General features: G+C 64.7%; 16 protein-coding genes. 3 read left to right on the forward strand and 13 right to left on the reverse strand.

What is annotated here, in order from left to right:
- Positions 1 to 46: 46 nt before the first annotated feature.
- Entirely contained in the window at positions 47 to 538 is a 492-nt protein-coding gene (irrA, locus tag ACOIX3_RS00785; RefSeq protein WP_163156898.1) for an iron response transcriptional regulator IrrA, read from the reverse strand.
- Between the two features lie 329 nt (positions 539 to 867).
- Here irrA and fabA point away from each other — a divergent pair, with 329 nt between their 5' ends.
- The 3 genes from fabA (at position 868) to fabV (ending at position 3,907) form a co-directional block, all read left to right on the forward strand.
- The gene (gene fabA, locus ACOIX3_RS00790) at positions 868 to 1,389 is read left to right on the forward strand and encodes a 3-hydroxyacyl-[acyl-carrier-protein] dehydratase FabA (RefSeq protein ID WP_420967957.1); all 522 of its coding nucleotides are present in this window, start codon (positions 868 to 870) and stop codon (positions 1,387 to 1,389) included.
- Between the two features lie 43 nt (positions 1,390 to 1,432).
- Positions 1,433 to 2,656: a beta-ketoacyl-ACP synthase I gene (gene fabB / locus ACOIX3_RS00795; protein ID WP_092120717.1), complete on the forward strand. Its 1,224-nt coding sequence runs from the start codon at positions 1,433 to 1,435 to the stop codon at positions 2,654 to 2,656.
- A 78-nt stretch (positions 2,657 to 2,734) separates the two neighbouring features.
- Positions 2,735 to 3,907 (forward strand): enoyl-ACP reductase FabV, encoded by a 1,173-nt coding sequence (gene fabV, locus ACOIX3_RS00800; RefSeq protein WP_420967958.1) that lies wholly within the window; start codon positions 2,735 to 2,737, stop codon positions 3,905 to 3,907.
- Between the two features lie 118 nt (positions 3,908 to 4,025).
- Here the strand turns inward: fabV and ACOIX3_RS00805 are convergent, their stop codons facing one another.
- From ACOIX3_RS00805 to rimP, 12 genes are all read right to left on the reverse strand, one after another.
- On the reverse strand, positions 4,026 to 4,622 hold the full coding sequence (locus ACOIX3_RS00805) for a glutathione S-transferase family protein (RefSeq protein WP_420967959.1): 597 nt from the start codon (positions 4,620 to 4,622) through the stop codon (positions 4,026 to 4,028).
- Positions 4,623 to 4,773: 151 nt separating this feature from the next.
- Positions 4,774 to 5,418: a hypothetical protein gene (locus ACOIX3_RS00810; protein ID WP_420967960.1), complete on the reverse strand. Its 645-nt coding sequence runs from the start codon at positions 5,416 to 5,418 to the stop codon at positions 4,774 to 4,776.
- Between the two features lie 284 nt (positions 5,419 to 5,702).
- Positions 5,703 to 6,155, reverse strand: a complete 453-nt coding sequence (locus ACOIX3_RS00815; RefSeq protein WP_420967961.1) for a GNAT family N-acetyltransferase — start codon at positions 6,153 to 6,155, stop codon at positions 5,703 to 5,705.
- Positions 6,156 to 6,284: 129 nt separating this feature from the next.
- Positions 6,285 to 7,019 carry a superoxide dismutase gene (locus ACOIX3_RS00820; protein ID WP_420967962.1) on the reverse strand — a complete coding sequence of 245 codons (735 nt, stop codon included), beginning with the start codon at positions 7,017 to 7,019 and terminating at the stop codon, positions 6,285 to 6,287.
- Between the two features lie 210 nt (positions 7,020 to 7,229).
- The gene (gene pnp / locus ACOIX3_RS00825; RefSeq protein WP_420967963.1) at positions 7,230 to 9,386 is read right to left on the reverse strand and encodes a polyribonucleotide nucleotidyltransferase; all 2,157 of its coding nucleotides are present in this window, start codon (positions 9,384 to 9,386) and stop codon (positions 7,230 to 7,232) included.
- A gap of 314 nt (positions 9,387 to 9,700) precedes the next feature.
- Positions 9,701 to 9,970 (reverse strand): 30S ribosomal protein S15, encoded by a 270-nt coding sequence (gene rpsO, locus ACOIX3_RS00830; protein ID WP_016844725.1) that lies wholly within the window; start codon positions 9,968 to 9,970, stop codon positions 9,701 to 9,703.
- A gap of 2 nt (positions 9,971 to 9,972) precedes the next feature.
- Entirely contained in the window at positions 9,973 to 11,082 is a 1,110-nt protein-coding gene (truB, locus tag ACOIX3_RS00835; protein ID WP_420967964.1) for a tRNA pseudouridine(55) synthase TruB, read from the reverse strand.
- Positions 11,082 to 11,492: a 30S ribosome-binding factor RbfA gene (gene rbfA / locus ACOIX3_RS00840; RefSeq protein ID WP_342725348.1), complete on the reverse strand. Its 411-nt coding sequence runs from the start codon at positions 11,490 to 11,492 to the stop codon at positions 11,082 to 11,084. The genes truB and rbfA overlap by 1 nt, the downstream gene beginning before the upstream one ends.
- A gap of 159 nt (positions 11,493 to 11,651) precedes the next feature.
- Positions 11,652 to 14,354, reverse strand: coding sequence for a translation initiation factor IF-2 (gene infB / locus ACOIX3_RS00845; RefSeq protein WP_420967965.1), 2,703 nt, complete (start codon positions 14,352 to 14,354; stop codon positions 11,652 to 11,654).
- Between the two features lie 107 nt (positions 14,355 to 14,461).
- Positions 14,462 to 15,148: an RNA-binding protein gene (locus ACOIX3_RS00850; RefSeq protein ID WP_420967966.1), complete on the reverse strand. Its 687-nt coding sequence runs from the start codon at positions 15,146 to 15,148 to the stop codon at positions 14,462 to 14,464.
- A 15-nt stretch (positions 15,149 to 15,163) separates the two neighbouring features.
- Positions 15,164 to 16,777, reverse strand: a complete 1,614-nt coding sequence (gene nusA, locus ACOIX3_RS00855; protein ID WP_375777726.1) for a transcription termination factor NusA — start codon at positions 16,775 to 16,777, stop codon at positions 15,164 to 15,166.
- A gap of 3 nt (positions 16,778 to 16,780) precedes the next feature.
- Complete coding sequence (gene rimP, locus ACOIX3_RS00860; protein WP_420967967.1) at positions 16,781 to 17,557, reverse strand: ribosome maturation factor RimP; 777 nt, start codon at positions 17,555 to 17,557, stop codon at positions 16,781 to 16,783.
- Between the last annotated feature and the right edge of the window lie 48 nt (positions 17,558 to 17,605).

A 17,605-nucleotide genomic window follows, 5' to 3' on the forward strand; every position in this document is an offset into this window, starting at 1 on the left:
CGGGACGAGCCCGGCCATCACAACTCAAATCGACGCCGAGGCCGGATCAGCGCTTCTTGCGCAGCCGCACGACCATGTCGACACGGGAAATCTCGTAGCCATCAGGCACGTTGGGCATCTTCGACAGCACGAGGTTCGGGTCGGGAATGTCGACCAGCTCGTGATTGTGCTCGAGATAGAAGTGGTGATGCGTCGACACGTTGGTGTCGAAATAGGTCTTGGTGCCGTCGACGCTGACCTGGCGCAACAGGCCGGCATCGGTCAGCTGGTTGAGCGTGTTGTAGACGGTCGCCAGCGACACCGGAACCTTGGCCAGCGTGGCTTCCTCGTACAGCATTTCAGCGGTCAGGTGGCGGGCACCCTTGCCGAACAGCAGCCAACCCAGCGCCATGCGCTGACGGGTCGGCCGGAGGCCGGCAGACTGCAGCATCTCGTTGACGTCATGCCACGGACAACCGGTCAGCGCAGGGTGGTGCCCAGCGCCCCGGGCAGCCGGGTGCACGGCATCATCATTCACAGCCGGTACTTCGTCGTTCATATCCACTCTATGCACCCAACTCAGGCAATATTCCTCATAAATATAAAAAGGATGCCCATCAGATGCAAGTTTTTCGCAACTAGAACGAATCCAAGCTGCGGTAGAAACCTAAGGAGAAACGGCAATTTATCATCGGAATGCCGCTTTGCCGCCCAGTTGGCCCTATGTTAGAGAGCGCGCGGACCACATATGCGCTTTCGGCAGAGATAACAGGCCGGTAGCGTACCCAGGTAGCGCCAAGGTGCGGGACGGGATATTCCGGTTCCCGTGGGTAGATTAAGGTCCGACCAAGCAAAGCGCTTCATCGGGACATCAGAGGTGTAAAGAGGATGCTGGATCGGCGCGGCGGTTACGAATACGAGGATTTGCTGGCTTGCGGACGGGGCGAGCTGTTCGGTCCCGGCAACGCCCAGTTGCCGCTGCCACCGATGCTGATGTTCGATCGCATCAGTGAGATCTCGCAAACCGGCGGCGAGTACGGCAAGGGGCTGGTGCGCGCCGAGCTCGACGTGAAGCCGGATCTCTGGTTCTTCGGCTGCCATTTCAAGAACGATCCGGTGATGCCGGGCTGCCTCGGCCTCGATGCCATGTGGCAAATGGTCGGCTTTTACCTTGGCTGGAGTGGTGGCGAAGGTCGCGGCCGCGCGCTCGGCCTCGGCGAGCTGAAGTTCTCCGGACAGGTGCTGCCGCACGCGCGCAAGGTTGTGTACAACATCGATATCAAGCGTGTGATGCGGTCAAAGCTCGTGCTTGGAATTGCCGACGGGTGGCTTTCCATGGACGACGAGATTATTTATCGCGCCAAGGACTTGAAGGTCGGATTGTTCAAGCAGGGCACGGCGCCATCTTGAGCAGGATCATCATGCGGCAACATAAAGGCAGGGCGAGGCGAACATGAGGCGGGTTGTCATCACGGGGATGGGGATTGTCTCGTCCATCGGTAACAACACCCAGGAAGTGCTTGCGAGCCTCTACGAGGCAAAGTCGGGCATTTCGCGTGCGGAGAAGGCTGCCGAACTCGGCTTCCGTTCGCAGGTGCACGGTGCGCCGACACTCAATCCCGCCGAGGTGATCGATCGCCGCGCGATGCGGTTCCTCGCCGAAGGTGCTGCGTGGAATCACGTTGCCATGGAGCAGGCGATCCGCGACTCCGGCCTCGAGGAGAACGAGGTCTCCAACATCCGCACCGGCATCATCATGGGATCCGGCGGACCGTCGACGCGCACGCTGGTGGAGGCCGCCGACATCGCGCGCGCCAAGGGCCCGAAACGCGTTGGTCCGTTCGCTGTGCCGAAGGGAATGTCCTCGACCGCGTCGGCAACGCTCGCGACCTGGTTCAAGATCAAGGGCGTGAACTACTCGATCTCTTCGGCTTGCGCGACGTCGAACCATTGCATCGGCAATGCCTACGAGACGATCCAGATCGGCAAGCAGGACATCATCTTCGCCGGCGGCTGCGAGGAACTCGACTGGACGCTGTCGGTGCTGTTCGACGCCATGGGCGCCATGTCGTCGAAGTACAACGACACGCCGGCGACCGCCTCGCGTCCCTACGACATCAGCCGCGACGGTTTCGTGATCGCCGGTGGCGCAGGTGTCGTGGTGCTCGAAGAGCTCGAGCACGCCAAGGCGCGCGGCGCGCGGATCTACGGTGAGGTCGTCGGCTACGGCGCGACCTCGGACGGATACGACATGGTGGCGCCGTCGGGCGAGGGCGCCGAGCGCTGCATGCGCATGGCGATGTCGACGGTGGATACGCCGGTCGACTATATCAATCCGCATGCCACCTCGACGCCGGCCGGCGATCCGCCGGAGATCGAGGCGATCCGCAAGGTGTTCGGCACCGGCGACAAGTGCCCGCCGATCTCGGCGACCAAGGCGCTGACCGGCCACTCGCTCGGCGCCACCGGCGTGCAGGAGGCGATCTACTCGCTGCTGATGCTGAACAACGGCTTCATTTGCGAAAGCGCGCATATCACCGAACTCGATCCGGTATTCGCCGACATGCCGATCGTGCGCAAGCGCATCGACAACGCCAAGCTCACGACCGTGCTGTCGAACTCGTTCGGCTTCGGCGGGACCAATGCGACGCTGGTATTCAGGCGGCTTGATGCCTGATTTCGCCTCTCCTCGCTTGCTGAGGGCGGTCCGCAGGCAGCGAATGGGGATATTGCAACGATCCGGAATGGGGTGGGAATGATTATTGAACCGCGCGTGCGAGGCTTCATCTGCACGACGGCGCATCCCGTCGGCTGCGCCACGAATGTCCGCGAACAGATCGCCTACGTTCTCAAGCAGGGCCCGGTCGCGGACTGTCCGAAACGCGTTGCCGTGCTCGGCTGCTCGACAGGCTACGGCCTCGCGAGCCGCATCGTGGCGACCTTCGCCGGCGGCGCCGACACGATCGGCGTGTCGCTGGAGCGCGAGCCGTCGGAAAAGAGAAGCGCCAGCGCCGGCTGGTACAACAACCGCGCCTTCGAGATCGAGGCGGAGAAGATCGGACGCTCGCCGCTCACGCTGGAGGGCGATGCCTTCTCCGACGAGATGAAGAAAGACTTCATCGAGCGTGTGCGCGAAAAGTTCGGACAGCTCGATTTGCTGGTCTACAGCATGGCGGCGCCGGTCCGCACCGATCCGGACACCGGCAAGACCTATCGCTCGGTCATCAAGCCGCTCGGCGCCCCGGTCGAGATCAAGACGCTCGACACCGAGACCGGCGAGGTGTTCCAGACCACCCTTGAGCCTGCGAACGAGGAGCAAACCGCGGCCACGGTCGCGGTGATGGGGGGCGATGACTGGAAGCGCTGGATCGACCAGCTCGCCGATGCCGGCGTGCTGGCGCCGGGCTTCCGGACGCTCAACTACACCTATATCGGCAGCGAGCTGACCTGGCCGATCTACTGGAACGGCACGCTCGGCCGCGCCAAGGTCGATCTCGACGGCAAGGCGGAAGCGATCCGGGGCCGGCTTGGTGCGGACGCCGCCCGCGTCGTCGCGCTGAAGGCCGTGGTCACCCAGGCGAGCTCGGCCATTCCGGTGGTGCCGCTCTATGGCACGGTGCTGTTCAAGGTGATGAAGCAGCTCGGGCTCCATGAAGGCTGCATCGAGCAGATCGACCGCCTGTTCCGGACGAAGCTCGGCAAGGGCGTCGCGCTCGACGATACGCAACGCATTCGGGTCGACGACTGGGAGCTTTCGCCCGACGTGCAAACGGAAGTGTCGCGGCGCTGGCCGCTGCTCACCACCGAGACGCTCGGCGAATTGGCGGACCTCGGCGAATACAAGAGCCAGTTCCTCCGCCTGTTCGGCTTCGGCATCGACGGCGTCGACTACGCGCAGGACGTCGATCCGCGCGTCGTCCCGGGCTAAGTCCGTTCGGAAATTCACTTCTTCGTAGCCCGGATGAAGCGAAGCGAAATCCGGGGCCTTCCTCCGCGGAGGGACTTTCCCGGATTGCGCTTCGCTCCATCCGGGCTACATCGCTGCGCTACCCCGCCGCGATCTTCTCTGCGCGCTGGAACGCGGGCCGCGCCACGCAGCGATCGATATAGGCCTCGAATGACGGCCGCGGCGACACCATCTTGAACACGCGCACTGCAAAGTTCAGTCCCGCGCCGATCGCGATGTCGGCGGCGGAGAACTGATCGCCGAGGATCCACGGCCCCTTCTGCAATTCGGCGTCGAGCACATCGAACACCTGTGCCGCGCTGCCCCATGCCGCGGTGCTGGTCGGCACCTCGAGCTTGGTGAAGAGCTGGATCAGCGCGGGCTCGATGCAGCTCGGCGAGAAGAACAGCCACTGCAGATAGCGCCCGCGCTTCGGATCGTTCGTGGCCGGCGCGAGCTTGGTCTCCGGATAGCGGTCGGCGATATAGGCGCAGATCGCGGCAGCCTCGGCGAGCTTGGCATCGCCGTCGGTCAACGCCGGCACCTTGCCCATCGGGTTGATCTTGAGGAAGTCCGGCGACTTCTGTGCGCCGGTGCTGATATCGGTCAGCACCCGTTCGTAAGCCAGGCCGGATTCTTCCAGCAGCCAGATCGCGGAGAACGAGCGCGAGCGCGGCGACCAGTACAGCTTGATCATGGTGCGGTCCCTTTCTTCGGGGCGGATGAGCGGCGGCCATTCATCGCGCGACTGGCCCAGATTGGCAACGGATCAGCATAGGACAGGGCATGCGAGTTCACGTCGGCATGTCGGTCAACGCCGCCAGCCGCGCCAGACCGGCAAGCCTTGTCTATTCATCCCTGAGAACGGCGGGGAGCGACAGATCCAGCTTTGCCGCGACGAGCGCGCGCGTTTTCTCGCGAAGCGCCGCGCTGCCTGATGCCGTGGCTGGAGGATCGGGAAACAGCGAGTTGTCGAGCTGGGTCATCGGGTCTTCCATGAGCCTCATTCCGTCGGCGAACGTGGCTTTGAGGAGCGCCATTCGACGGTCGATCCTTTCGTACGTCCTGCCGTCCAGCAGACTGATGGAAATGTTCGCGAACAGGTGCGAATGCCTCACGAGGCTCCCGAGACCTCTGTTATAGGCGCCGATGCCGTTTACAGTCAGACTGGTGCCGGGCAGCTGGGCCTTGAAGCGGGTGACGACCAAGTAGCGCGCGCAATTGGCATTGGCCGTGATGCCTCGTACGATCGCCGGCAAGTCTTCACCTGGATCGCGCAGGAGTCGTGATTTCGGATTGTAGTACGGCTCGAATGCGCCCCTCGGATAACTGATCTTGCGGATCGAGGGATCGGTACCTGTCAGCTCGCGCACGCGCGCCAGAACGACGTCATCGAGGCCCCAATTGTCGATCGGCACCTCGTTGTCCTCGGTTTCGAACACCGTGACGCCGAATTTGTGGACCGCGAAGCGATCTCCGATCGCCGAGATCACGCCCAGGCTGCAAGGTCCGGACGCCGCCGGCGCGGCTCTGCCGTCCGATTTTGCCTTCGATGCGGCGGCCTTGGGCGTCGGCTTCTTGGCGGCGGATTTGGCGGCCTGCGGAGCTGCGGGCGATGCCGAAGTTGAGGGAGACTGAGCCCATCCCGTCGCGGCAAAGCATGACACGAGGAGAGCGACGGCGAAGCTGCGGTACATGGCTCGGTAAGCGGAAGTTGATAGGAGTATCAGGGCAAACTAGAGCGTGCGGCCGTTGCCCGCAAGCGAACGACGGATTTCTATCGCTTCTTCCACCGGTAGTACTTCATCATGAAGCCGGTGACGGGATTGATCGCTTCCTTCTCGAACACAAATCCCTCGCGCTCGTACCAGCGCCAGGCTTTCTCGTTCTCGCGGACGCATTTCAGCCAGATCTCGTCGGGCATTTGCCGGCGCGTGAAGGCGAGCAACTCGCGTCCGAGGCTCTGGCCCTGATGGCTTGGTGCGACCATCAGCTGGTCGAGCAGCGAGGTCGGCAGATGCAGCGCCAGCATGGCAGCGATAACGCCGCGATCGTCGGCGACGAACAGGCTCCAGCCGCCGGCGATCTCGCGCGGCAGACGGGCGCGCAGATCGTTCAACAGGCTTTCGCTCGCCTGCGAGAGCCCGGTCGAAACCCAGCTGTCCATCCAGGCGCGCGCGATCGCGTCAAGTTCGTCGGGACGGGCAGGGCGGATGATCGGCTGTGTCATCACTGTTTCCTTGGCGCTCGTCACCGGGAGGGCGAGGCCCCGGGCGTACAAAGCAGAAAGCCCCGCGATGGGTTCGCGGGGCCTTCAACTCTAGCGCAGCCGTTCGTAACGAGCGAGCCCTCCGCCGGCTCACACGCCGAGCGTGCCGGCCTTGGCGGCGGCATAACGCTCGGCCACGGCCTTCCAGTTCACCGTATTCCACCACGCCTTGAGATAATCGGGCCGTCGGTTCTGATAGGTCAGGTAATAGGCGTGCTCCCAGACGTCGTTGCCGAGCAGCGCGCGCTTGCCGTCCATGATCGGATTGTCCTGGTTCGGTCGCGTCTCGATCGCGAGCTTGCCGTCCCTGCTCACGGTGACGAACACCCAGCCGGAGCCGAATACGCGTCCGCCGGCAGCGTTGAAGTCGGTCTGGAATTTCTCCAGGCCGCCGAGGTCGCGGTCGATCGCGGCGAGCACGTCGCCGTCGGGCTTGCCGCCGTTCGGTCCCATGATCTGCCAGAACATCGTGTGGTTGGCGTGGCCGCCCATGTTGTTGCGCACACCGGTGCGGATCGCTTCCGGCACGTTGCCGAGATTGGCGAGCACCTCGGTGACCGGCTTCTCCGCGATCTGCGGATTGTCCTTGGCGAAATTGTTGAGGTTGGTGACATAGGCCTGGTGATGCCGGTCGTGATGGATCTCCATCGTCTTGGCGTCGATATGCGGCTCCAGCGCATTGGTGGGATAGGTCAGCGGATCGATCTTGAATGGTCCGGTTGGGGCCTGCGCCGCGGCCTGGCCGAGCACGAGGCGTGGCGCTGCTGCAACCGCGGCACCCGTGGTTGCCGCAAGCACGAAATGGCGGCGGGATATAAGTGACATCGATTCCTCCTGACCTGTAGCTCAAGTGTCGCCGTCGACGGAGCATAGCGAGATACGCGCAAGCCACCCTATGCCGTTTCGAAGACGGTCATTGTGACGCTGCGTCGCAATCCCGCATTGCCGCGGCAGGGCGCCTCGCGCGCTCAGGCATCTGACCAAACAAAAAGGGCGGCCTTTCGGCCGCCCTTCGTTGTTTCATTCCAAACAGGCTTACTCGCCGGCCGCTTCGCGCGGGGCCGGTGCGTCGGTCTTCTGCTTGGCCTCGAGGTCCTCGCCGGTCTCCTGATCGACCGCCTTCATCGACAGGCGGGTCTTGCCGCGATCGTCGAAGCCGAGCAGCTTGACCTTGACCTTGTCGCCTTCCTTGACGACGTCGGAGGTCTTCTGCACGCGGCTGGCCGCGAGCTGGCTGATGTGGACGAGGCCGTCCTTGGCGCCGAAGAAGTTCACGAACGCGCCGAACTCCATCACCTTGACGACGGTGCCCTCGTAGATCTGGCCGATCTCCGGATCGGAGGCGATCGACTTGATCCACTTGATCGCAGCCTTCATCGCCTCGCCATCGTTGGAGGCGACCTTCACGGTGCCGTCGTCCTCGATGTTGACCTTGGCGCCGGTCTTCTCGACGATCTCGCGGATCACCTTGCCGCCGGTGCCGATCACTTCGCGGATCTTGTCGGTGGCGATCTTGAAGGTCTCGATGCGCGGTGCGTATTCGCCGAGCTCGGCGCGCGCCGCGGTCAGGGCCTTGGACATCTCACCCAGGATGTGGATGCGTCCTTCCTTGGCCTGGCCGAGCGCCACCTTCATGATCTCCTCGGTGATGCCCTCGATCTTGATGTCCATCTGGAGCGAGGTGATGCCCTGGTCGGTGCCGGCGACCTTGAAGTCCATGTCGCCGAGATGATCCTCGTCGCCGAGGATGTCCGACAGCACCGCAAAGCGCTGACCTTCGAGGATCAGGCCCATGGCGATACCGGCGGTCGGCCGCTTCAGCGGCACGCCGGCATCCATCAGCGACAGCGAGGCGCCGCAGACCGAGGCCATCGAGGACGAGCCGTTCGACTCGGTGATCTCGGAGACCACGCGGATCGTGTACGGGAACTCGTGGTGCGGCGGCAGCACCGGGTGGATCGCGCGCCAGGCGAGCTTGCCGTGGCCGATCTCGCGGCGCTTGGTGCCGCCGAGGCGGCCGGTCTCACCGACCGAGTAGGGCGGGAAGTTGTAGTGCAGCAGGAACGTTTCCTTGTACGTCCCCGACAGCGCGTCGATGTACTGCTCGTCCTCGCCGGTGCCGAGCGTGGTCACCACCACCGCCTGGGTCTCGCCGCGGGTGAACAGCGCCGAGCCGTGGGCGCGCGGCAGCACGCCGGCTTCGGCGACGATGTTGCGCACGGTCTTGGCGTCACGGCCGTCGATGCGCTTGCCGGTGTCGAGGATGTTCCAGCGAACGATCTTGGCTTCCAGTTCCTTGAACACGCCGGCGACGCGGAGCTTGTCGTATTTCGGCTCCTGGCCTTCCGGGAAGAAGTGCGCCAGCACCTTTTCCTTGACGGCGCCGACCGCGGCATAGCGTTCCTGCTTGACCGGGATCGCGTAGGCCTTGCGGAGATCCTGCTCGGCGATGCCGAGCATCTCCTTCTCGATCTCCGAATTGTCGATCGTGGTGACTTCGCGCGGCTCCTTGGCGGCCTTCTCGGCGAGCTCGATAATCGCGTTGATGACCGGCTGGAAGTGGCGGTGGCCGAACATGACCGCGCCGAGCATCACGTCTTCGTTGAGCTCCTTGGCTTCCGATTCGACCATCAGCACGGCGTCGGCGGTGCCGGCGACGACCAGGTCGAGCTGGGTCTCGGTCATCTCGTCGAGCGTCGGGTTGAGCACGTATTCGTCATTGGCGAAGCCGACGCGCGCGGCGCCGATCGGGCCCTTGAACGGCGCGCCCGACAGCGTCAGGGCGGCGGAGGCGGCGACCAGCGACACGATGTCCGGATCGTTCTCCATGTCGTGCGACAGGACGGTGACGATCACCTGGGTCTCGTTGCGCCAGCCGTCGACGAACAGCGGACGGATCGGGCGGTCGATCAGACGGGAGACCAGCGTCTCCTTCTCGGTCGGACGGCCTTCGCGCTTGAAATAGCCGCCGGGAATGCGGCCCGCGGCGTAGGTCTTCTCCTGGTAGTCGACGGTGAGCGGCAGGAAGTCGACGCCTTCGCGCGGCGACTTCGCGGCGACGACGGTGGCGAGCACCACGGTCTCGCCGTAGGTGGCCATCACGGCGCCGTCGGCTTGGCGGGCGATCTTGCCGGTTTCAAGTTTGAGGGGACGTCCACCCCAGTCGATCTCGACGGAATGCGAATTGAACATTTCGGTTTTCTTTCATGGTTTCACGAAAGCACGGCGCCCTGAAACACAAAGACCATGCCAAGACGGCGAGACACTGATGCGCTGCTGCGGTCAGCATCCGGCGATCCTGCCATGGTCCCTGGATTTCGGATGGCGTCCATCCTTTCGGTCATCTGGGCATCTTGCCCGGTCCAGCGGCCGGATTGCTGCTGGACGCTAGTGCATGGCGCGATGGCCATGCTGTTGCGCATGATCATCTTTCGACAATTCGAAAGCCCGATTTCACGGACGACCATACGAAAACGCGCGCGAACCTCGCGCGCGTGCTTCTCAAATCAACGACGGATGTTGTGCTTCTCGAGCAGCGCCTTGTAGCGCGCCTCGTCCTTGCGCTTGATGTAGTCAAGCAGGGAGCGACGCGTCGACACCAGCTTCAGGAGGCCGCGGCGTGAATGGTTGTCCTTCACATGGCTCTTGAAGTGCTCGGTGAGGTTATTGATGCGTTCCGACAGGATCGCGACCTGAACCTCGGGCGAGCCGGTGTCGCCGGCTTTGTTGGCATTCGTCTTGATGACTTCCGCTTTGCGTTCGGCGGTAATCGACATCGTCAGTTACTTTCGTTGTTGCGAGCCGGACTGGCAGTCAGTCCGTTCAGGTTGAACACGCGCTTGGGGATGAGTTCGCCATTGCCAATCTCGGCAAGCGCGAGAAGCCGGCCTGCCACCGTGACATAGACTGTGCCGCTGGTATTGGGCGCATCCCGTCCGCGCAACAAAACGGCCTGGCCCCTGTGGAGCCTTGCCGCATCAGCCCGTGTGACGGCCAGTGCCGGGATGTCGTCCAGCGCGGTCTCAACGGGCAAAAGCGCGTCGGCGAGGCTGCCCTCGCCAGACGCGGCTCTATTGCATAAAGCCTCCAACTGTTCCAGCGGAATCATGTCCCGCTCGGTAAACGGACCGACCAGGGTCCGCCGCAGGGCGCAGATATGGCCGAAACAGCCCAGAATCCGGCCCATATCGCGGGCCAGGGCCCGGACATAGGTTCCCTTGCCGCACTCGGCTTCGAACACGGATTGTCCGTTATTTCCATGTTCCACAAGGGTTAATTCGTGAATCTCGACCGGGCGGGGCTTCAGTTCCACGGTCTCACCGTCGCGTGCCAGATCATAGGCCCGCTCACCCTGCACCTTGATGGCCGAATATTGCGGCGGGATCTGCTCGATCACCCCGGTGAAGCGCGGCAGCAATTGGCGGATCGAATCGGCGGTCGGCCGGCTCTCGCTGGTTTTGACCGGCCGTCCCTCGGTGTCGTCGGTGTCGCGCTCCTCGCCCCAGCTGACCGTGAAGCGGTAGCGCTTGCGGCCGTCCATCACGAACGGCACCGTCTTGGTGGCTTCGCCGAGGGCGATCGGCAGGCCGCCGGAGGCGAGCGGATCGAGCGTGCCGGCATGGCCGGCGCGCTTGGCCTGGAACAGGCGCTTGAGCACGGCGACGGCCTGCGTCGAGGTCATCCCGATCGGCTTGTCGAGCACCACCCAGCCATGGACGTCGCGCTTGTCGCGGCGCGGCTGCTGGTTCTGCCTGCCGTGCTTCTGGCGCGGGTCGTTGTTGGTGCGGCGCGCATCGTCGGTGCGCGGCCCGGCAAAAGCATCCCGCTCAGCGTCGCGCGCGTCGGCATCCTTCGCGTCGATCACGCTGTTGGTCGTCATCACAGTCATCACTCGTCGTCCGAATCGGGTGCAAGGTCTCGCTGCACCGCAGGTGTCCGCAGTAGTTTCTCGATGCGCTCCGCCTCGTCGAACCGCTCATCGACGCGGAAGCGAATGTCGGGTGCAAATTTCAGGTTGACGCGATGCGCGATCTCGCCGCGAAGGAACTTCTTGTTGCGCTCGAGCGCTGAGATCACCGCGTCGGTGTCGCGTCCGCCGAGCGGCATCACGTAGACCGTGGCGAGCTTCAGGTCCGGCGACATGCGCACCTCGGGAACGGTGATGATGTGGCCTTCCAGATCGGGATCGTGGACCTCACCCTGCGACAGAATCTCGGCAACCGCATGGCGAACCGTTTCACCGACGCGCAGCTGACGTTGCGATCCGCCGGGGCTGGAACTCTTCTTTTGACGGGGCATGACCTTCTTCCAAAACCGTCGCGCCCGCCGGCCTTGGCCGCGGGCATCAATGTCTAGCTTTGCTTTCAATCGGACGATGCGCCGGTGGCCGGACTAAAAGTCCGGCCACGTCGTCGCATTTTCAGTTAAATGACCCAGACCGCTTCGTAAGATTTGGACTTACAGAGAGCGCTGGATCGTCTCGATGCGGTAACATTCGATCACGTCGCCGACACGCATGTCGCCGTAGTTCTCGAATGCCATGCCACACTCCTGGCCGGCGACCACTTCCTTCACTTCATCCTTGAAGCGCTTCAGCGTCGACAGCTTGCCTTCGTGCACCACGACGTTGTCGCGGATCAGGCGAACATTGGCGCCGCGTTCCACGGTGCCGTCGGTGACGCGGCAACCCGCGACCTTGCCGACCTTGGAAATGTTGAACACTTCCAGGATCTGCGCGTTGCCCAGCATGGTTTCGCGCAGCGTGGGCGCGAGCAGGCCGGACATCGCCTTTTTGATGTCATCCACGAGGTCGTAGATGATGTTGTAGTAGCGGATCTCGATGCCGTTGCGCTTGGCTGCGGCCGCGGCTTCCTTGTTGGCGCGGACCGAGAAGCCGATGATCGCGGCGTTGAAGCCTTCGGCCAGCGTGACGTCGGACTCCGAGATGCCGCCGACGCCGGCATGCAGGATGCGGGCGGCGACTTCGTCGGTGCCGAGCTTCTCGAGCGAGCCCAGGATCGCTTCCAGCGAGCCCTGCACGTCGGCCTTGACGATCAGCGGGAACTCCTTGCGGCCCGCGGTCTTGAGCTGCGACATCATCTGCTCGAGCGAGCCGCGCATGCCGGAGATCGAGGCAGCCGCGTTCTCGCGCTTCTGGTGCGCGCGGTAGCTCGTGACCTGGCGGGCGCGGGCTTCGTTCTCGACGACGGCGAGACGGTCGCCGGCTTCCGGCGGACCGTTGAAGCCGAGCACCTCGACCGGCACGGACGGGCCGGCTTCGTCGAGATTCTCGCCCTGGTCGGAGATCAGGGCGCGGACGCGGCCCATCTCGGCGCCGGCCACGATGATGTCGCCGATCCGCAGCGTGCCGCGCTGCACCAGCACGGTCGCGACCGGACCGCGGCCACGATCGAGCTTGGCTTCGATCACGGTGCCTTCCGCCGGACGCTGCGAATTGGTCTTCAGGTCGAGGATTTCGGCCTGCAGCGCGATCATCTCGAGCAGTCGGTCGAGATTGGTCTTGTTCTTGGCCGAGACCTCGACGTCGACGACGTCGCCGCCGAGCGATTCGACCTGCACCTCGTACTGCAGCAATTCGGTGCGCACGCGCTCCGGCCGCGCATCGGGCTTGTCGATCTTGTTGATCGCCACGATCATCGGCACCTTGGCCGCCTTGGCGTGGTTGATCGCCTCGATCGTCTGCGGCATCACGCCGTCATCGGCCGCGACCACCAGCACGACGATGTCGGTGACCTTGGCGCCGCGGGCGCGCATCGCGGTGAACGCGGCGTGGCCGGGCGTATCGATGAAGGTGATCTTCTTGCCGCTTTCCGGCGAAGTCACCTGATAGGCACCGATGTGCTGGGTGATACCGCCGGCTTCGCCCGACACCACGTTGGCGTGGCGCAGCGCATCGAGCAGCGAGGTCTTGCCGTGGTCGACGTGACCCATGACGGTGACCACGGGCGAACGCGGCTCGGTGTCGGTGGAATTGTCGACGACGTCGAACAGGCCTTCCTCAACGTCGGACGCGGCGACGCGCTTGACGCTATGGCCGAGTTCTTCGGCGATCAGTTGCGCGGTGTCGGCATCGATCACGTCGGTGATCTTGTGCATCGCGCCCTGCTTCATCAGCATGCGGATGACGTCGACCGCGCGCTCCGACATGCGGTTCGCGAGTTCCTGGATCGTGATCGCTTCCGGAATGACGACTTCGCGGATCAGCTTTTCCTTCTGCTCGTTCGCGGCGTGACCCTTCAGGCGCTGGGTACGGCGGCGGAACGAGGCGATCGAGCGCTCGCGCACGTCGTCGGCGTTGAGCGCCGTGACGACGGTGAGGCGTCCGCGCTGCTTCTGCGGGCCGGGCTTCTGGGTGGTCTTCGGGGCCGCAACGGGACGCACGGCGCCGCCGGGACGGCGCACCAGGCGCGGACCTTCGTCTTCGTCCGCCGCCTCTGCGGCAACCCCCGGGGGCCTCGGCGCGACGACCGGCGTGCGCGCAGGCGTCGTGGTCGTGGTGCGGGCTGCCGGCGCCCGGGCTGCCGGAGCAGATGCGGGTGCGGCTGTGGCAGGCCTGGCCGGTGCAGCGGCAGGCGCTGCGCCGGGCTTGGCTTCGCCCTCGCCGAAGCGGCGCTTGGCCTCGACTTCGGCCTTGCGCTTGGCCTCTTCCTCGTGACGGTGGCGTTCCTCTTCCGCCTTGCGGCGGGCCTCGGCGGCCTCGCGCTCGACCTTCTCGGCAGCCTCGCGGACGGCGCGGCGCTTGGCTTCCTCTTCGGCCTGACGACGCTCCTCGATGTCGCGCTGACGGGCGTCGGCAAGCGCGCTGGCGCGCGCGGAACGCTCGTCTTCAGTCAAGGTCGGCAGCACCACGCCGGAGCGGGTGTTGCGCTGTTGCTGGCCGGGAGGCGGGCCCGAGGGGCGGCCCTGCGGCGGCCTCGGGGCGGGCGCCACCGGCTTTGCAACCACGGGTTCCGGCGCATGCGCCTCGCCGGGGCCATCGCCACCGACGCGACGCTTGCCGCGTTTCTCGACCACGACCTGCTTGGTCCGGCCGTGGCTGAAGCTCTGGCGCACGGTGCCCGTCTCGACGCGCGGCTTCAGCGACAACGTCTTGCTCGGGACACTCAGAGTCTTGTCGCCAGGGGTCTTGGTATCAACCATTCAGCAGTCCTAATCTCGTTTCGCTGTGCGTATGCCGCACAAATCCTTCAACTGTCGTCGTTTGCTGAGCATGATCCGGTCGGAAAGACGGCATCCGCCCTCCTGGATCAGGCTCTGGAATTTCTGGCCGCTTCGGCGGTCTTGTCGTCGTCGGCCATCCGGTATCGGACCAGCATCTGGCAGCGCGACAGGAACGTCTTGCTCGCCGGGCCCGCGAGCAGCGCAGCATGTATCACATTTGACCGCCCAAGTGCCAAATCCAATTCTTCCGACGTCAAAACATTGACGACGGCGATTACCGGCGATTCACCACGTTTTTCGCCCCTTTGCCTGACGATCGCGTCCAATTTGCGGATTCCGTCCGCTGCGCCGTCCGAAGCGTGGATCAGGGCTGCAGTTTCGTTCCGGTTGAGTGCGTCCTCGACCTTGCCGAAGCCCGCGACGACCTGACCGGCCTTGGCGGCCATCGCCAGGGCCTCGGTGACGCTGCGGACCAGGAGGGCGTCGGTGTCGGCGGGAAGGGTCGGCGCGACGCGGACATCGCGCTTGAATCCCTTGCTAAATTGGTGACGACGGACCGCTTCCGCAACGCTGCGCCGCGATGCGGAAACCCACATTCCGCGGCCCGGCAGCTTGCGCTTGAGATCCGGGATCACCTCGCCCGTGGGCGCAATGACGAACCGGATCAGTTCGTCGATCGGACGCACCTCGCGGCTGACCGCGCACATCCGCGTGGTCGCGGACTTCTGCGTCCGCGGCCCATCGTCGAGATCGGGGTCAGCCTGAGAAAGCATCCGTGGGGCATCTCCTTACGACGCCGCTTCTGCTTCGGCGGCCTCGGCCTCCTCAGCAGGCTTGGCAAGGTCGGCCTCGGTGATCCAGCCGGCCTTCACACGGGCCTGCATGATCATGGCCTCGGCCTCGTCGCGCGAGACCTCGATGCCATCGAGGAACCCGGCATGCTTGGTCGGCTCGCCGCCTTCCTTGCGCTCGGTCCAGCCGACCAGATCGTCGGTGGCGCAGCCGGCCAGATCCTCGACGGTCTTCACGTCGTTCTCGCCGAGCTTCACCAGCATCTTGCCGGTGACGCCGGGCACGTCCTTCATGGCGTCCTCGACGCCGAGTTCCTTGCGCTTGGCCTCGAGTTCAGCCTCGAGCTGCTCCAGATATTCGCGGGCGCGGGTCTGCAGCTCGGTGGCGGTCTCCTCGTCGAAACCTTCGATACCGGCGAGTTCCTTGACATCGACCAGCGCGAGTTCCTCGACCGAGGTGAAGCCTTCGGAGGCGAGCAGCTGGCCGACCACTTCGTCGACATTGAGCGCTTCCATGAACACGCGGGTCGAGTTCTCGAAGTCGGCCTGGCGGCGCTCCGACTCTTCCTGCTCGGTCAGGATGTCGATGTCCCAGCCGGTCAGCTGCGAGGCGAGGCGGACGTTCTGGCCGCGGCGGCCGATCGCCAGCGAGAGCTGGTTGTTGGTGTCGGGAACCACGACCTCGATGCGCTCGCGGTCTTCGTCGATCACGACCTTGGCGACTTCAGCCGGCGCCAGCGCGTTGACGACGAAGGTCGCGATGTCGGGCGACCACGGAATGATGTCGATCTTCTCGCCCTGCAGCTCGTTCACCACGGCCTGCACGCGCGAGCCGCGCATGCCGACGCAGGCGCCGACAGGGTCGACCGAGGAATCGCGCGAGATCACGCCGATCTTGGCGCGCGAGCCCGGATCGCGGGCGACCGCCTTGATCTCGACGATGCCGTCGTAGATTTCGGGCACTTCCTGCGCGAACAGCTTCGCCATGAACTGCGGATGGGTGCGCGACAGGAAGATCTGCGGACCGCGGGTCTCGCGGCGGACGTCGAAGATATAGGCGCGGACGCGGTCGCCGTTGCGGAACACCTCGCGCGGCAGCATCTCGTCGCGGCGCACGATCGCTTCGCCACGGCCGAGATCGACGATCACGCTGCCATATTCGACGCGCTTGACGATGCCGTTGACGATGTCGCCGATGCGGTCCTTGAATTCCTGGTACTGCCGGTCGCGCTCGGCCTCGCGCACCTTCTGCACGATCACCTGCTTGGCGGACTGCGCGGCGATGCGGCCGTATTCCAGCGGCGGCAGCGTGTCGGCGATGGTGTCGCCGACCTGGGCGCCCGGATTGGCGCGCTGCGCATCGTGCAGCGAAATCTGGTTCGACGAGTTCTCGACCACTTCGACCACCAGCATGTGGCGGGTCAGCCGCAGCTCGCCCTTCTTGGCGTCGATCTCGGCATGGACGTCGGTCTCGCTGCCGTAGCGGGCACGCGCCGCCTTGGCGATGGCGTCTTCCATGGCCGCGATCACGATGGAGCGGTCGATCGACTTTTCGCGCGCAACTGCGTCTGCGATCTGCAGCAGTTCGAGTTTGTTGGCGCTGACTGCCATGGCTTAGTCTCCTTCGAATGGATCGATCTCGCCACGGCGCGCGCGTTCGGCGGCCAGGCGGTGCTTTTTGGTGTTGGTCGGGGCCGGCTTGGTGCCGGGCTTTTGAGCAGGCTTGGGTTTCGGCTTCTGACTCTTCGCAGGATCGCCCTTCTTGGCGTGGGCCGGCTGCGGCGGCGCGAGGCCGAGCTCGCGGCGCAGCTCGCGCTCGGCGGCCTTGCCGCGGCGCATCGATTCCTCGATCAGCTCATCGGTCAGCACCAGCCGCGCGTCCGAAATGTCCTCCATCACCAGGAGAACTTCGGCGTCCTCGGTGGGACGTGAATCGTCGCGCTTGATGCGCACCGCATTGCCTTCGACGCCGGCGAGCAGGCCGCGGAACCGCTTGCGGCCCTGATGCGCCACCGCCATTTCGATCTTCACCAGATGCCCGGTGTAGCGCTCGAAGTCGGAGCGGCGCACCAGCGGCCGGTCAATGCCGGGCGAGGAGATTTCCAGCCGGTAGGCGCGCTCGATCGGGTCGGCGACATCGAGCACCGGCGACAGCGCGCGCGAGATCGCTTCGCAATCCTCCAGCTGCATCGAGCCGTCGGGACGCTCCGCCATGATCTGCACGGTGCAGCCGGAGTCGCCCGAGACCTTGATGCGCACCAGGCGATAGCCCATGCCCTGCAGCACCGGGACCGCGACCGTGGCGACGCGCGCCGCGACCCCGGGCTCGACGACAAGCCGCGGCTCGGCGAGCAGTTCGGTGTCCACGGACGTGGCGGTCGGATCGGTCATATCCAGTGTCAAAGGCTGTCTAAGGTCTATGGTTGTCTGAGGTCTGTT

Origin of the sequence: Bradyrhizobium sp. B120 (assembly GCF_049075665.1) — a bacterium.
In the GTDB taxonomy this organism is placed as follows: domain Bacteria; phylum Pseudomonadota; class Alphaproteobacteria; order Rhizobiales; family Xanthobacteraceae; genus Bradyrhizobium.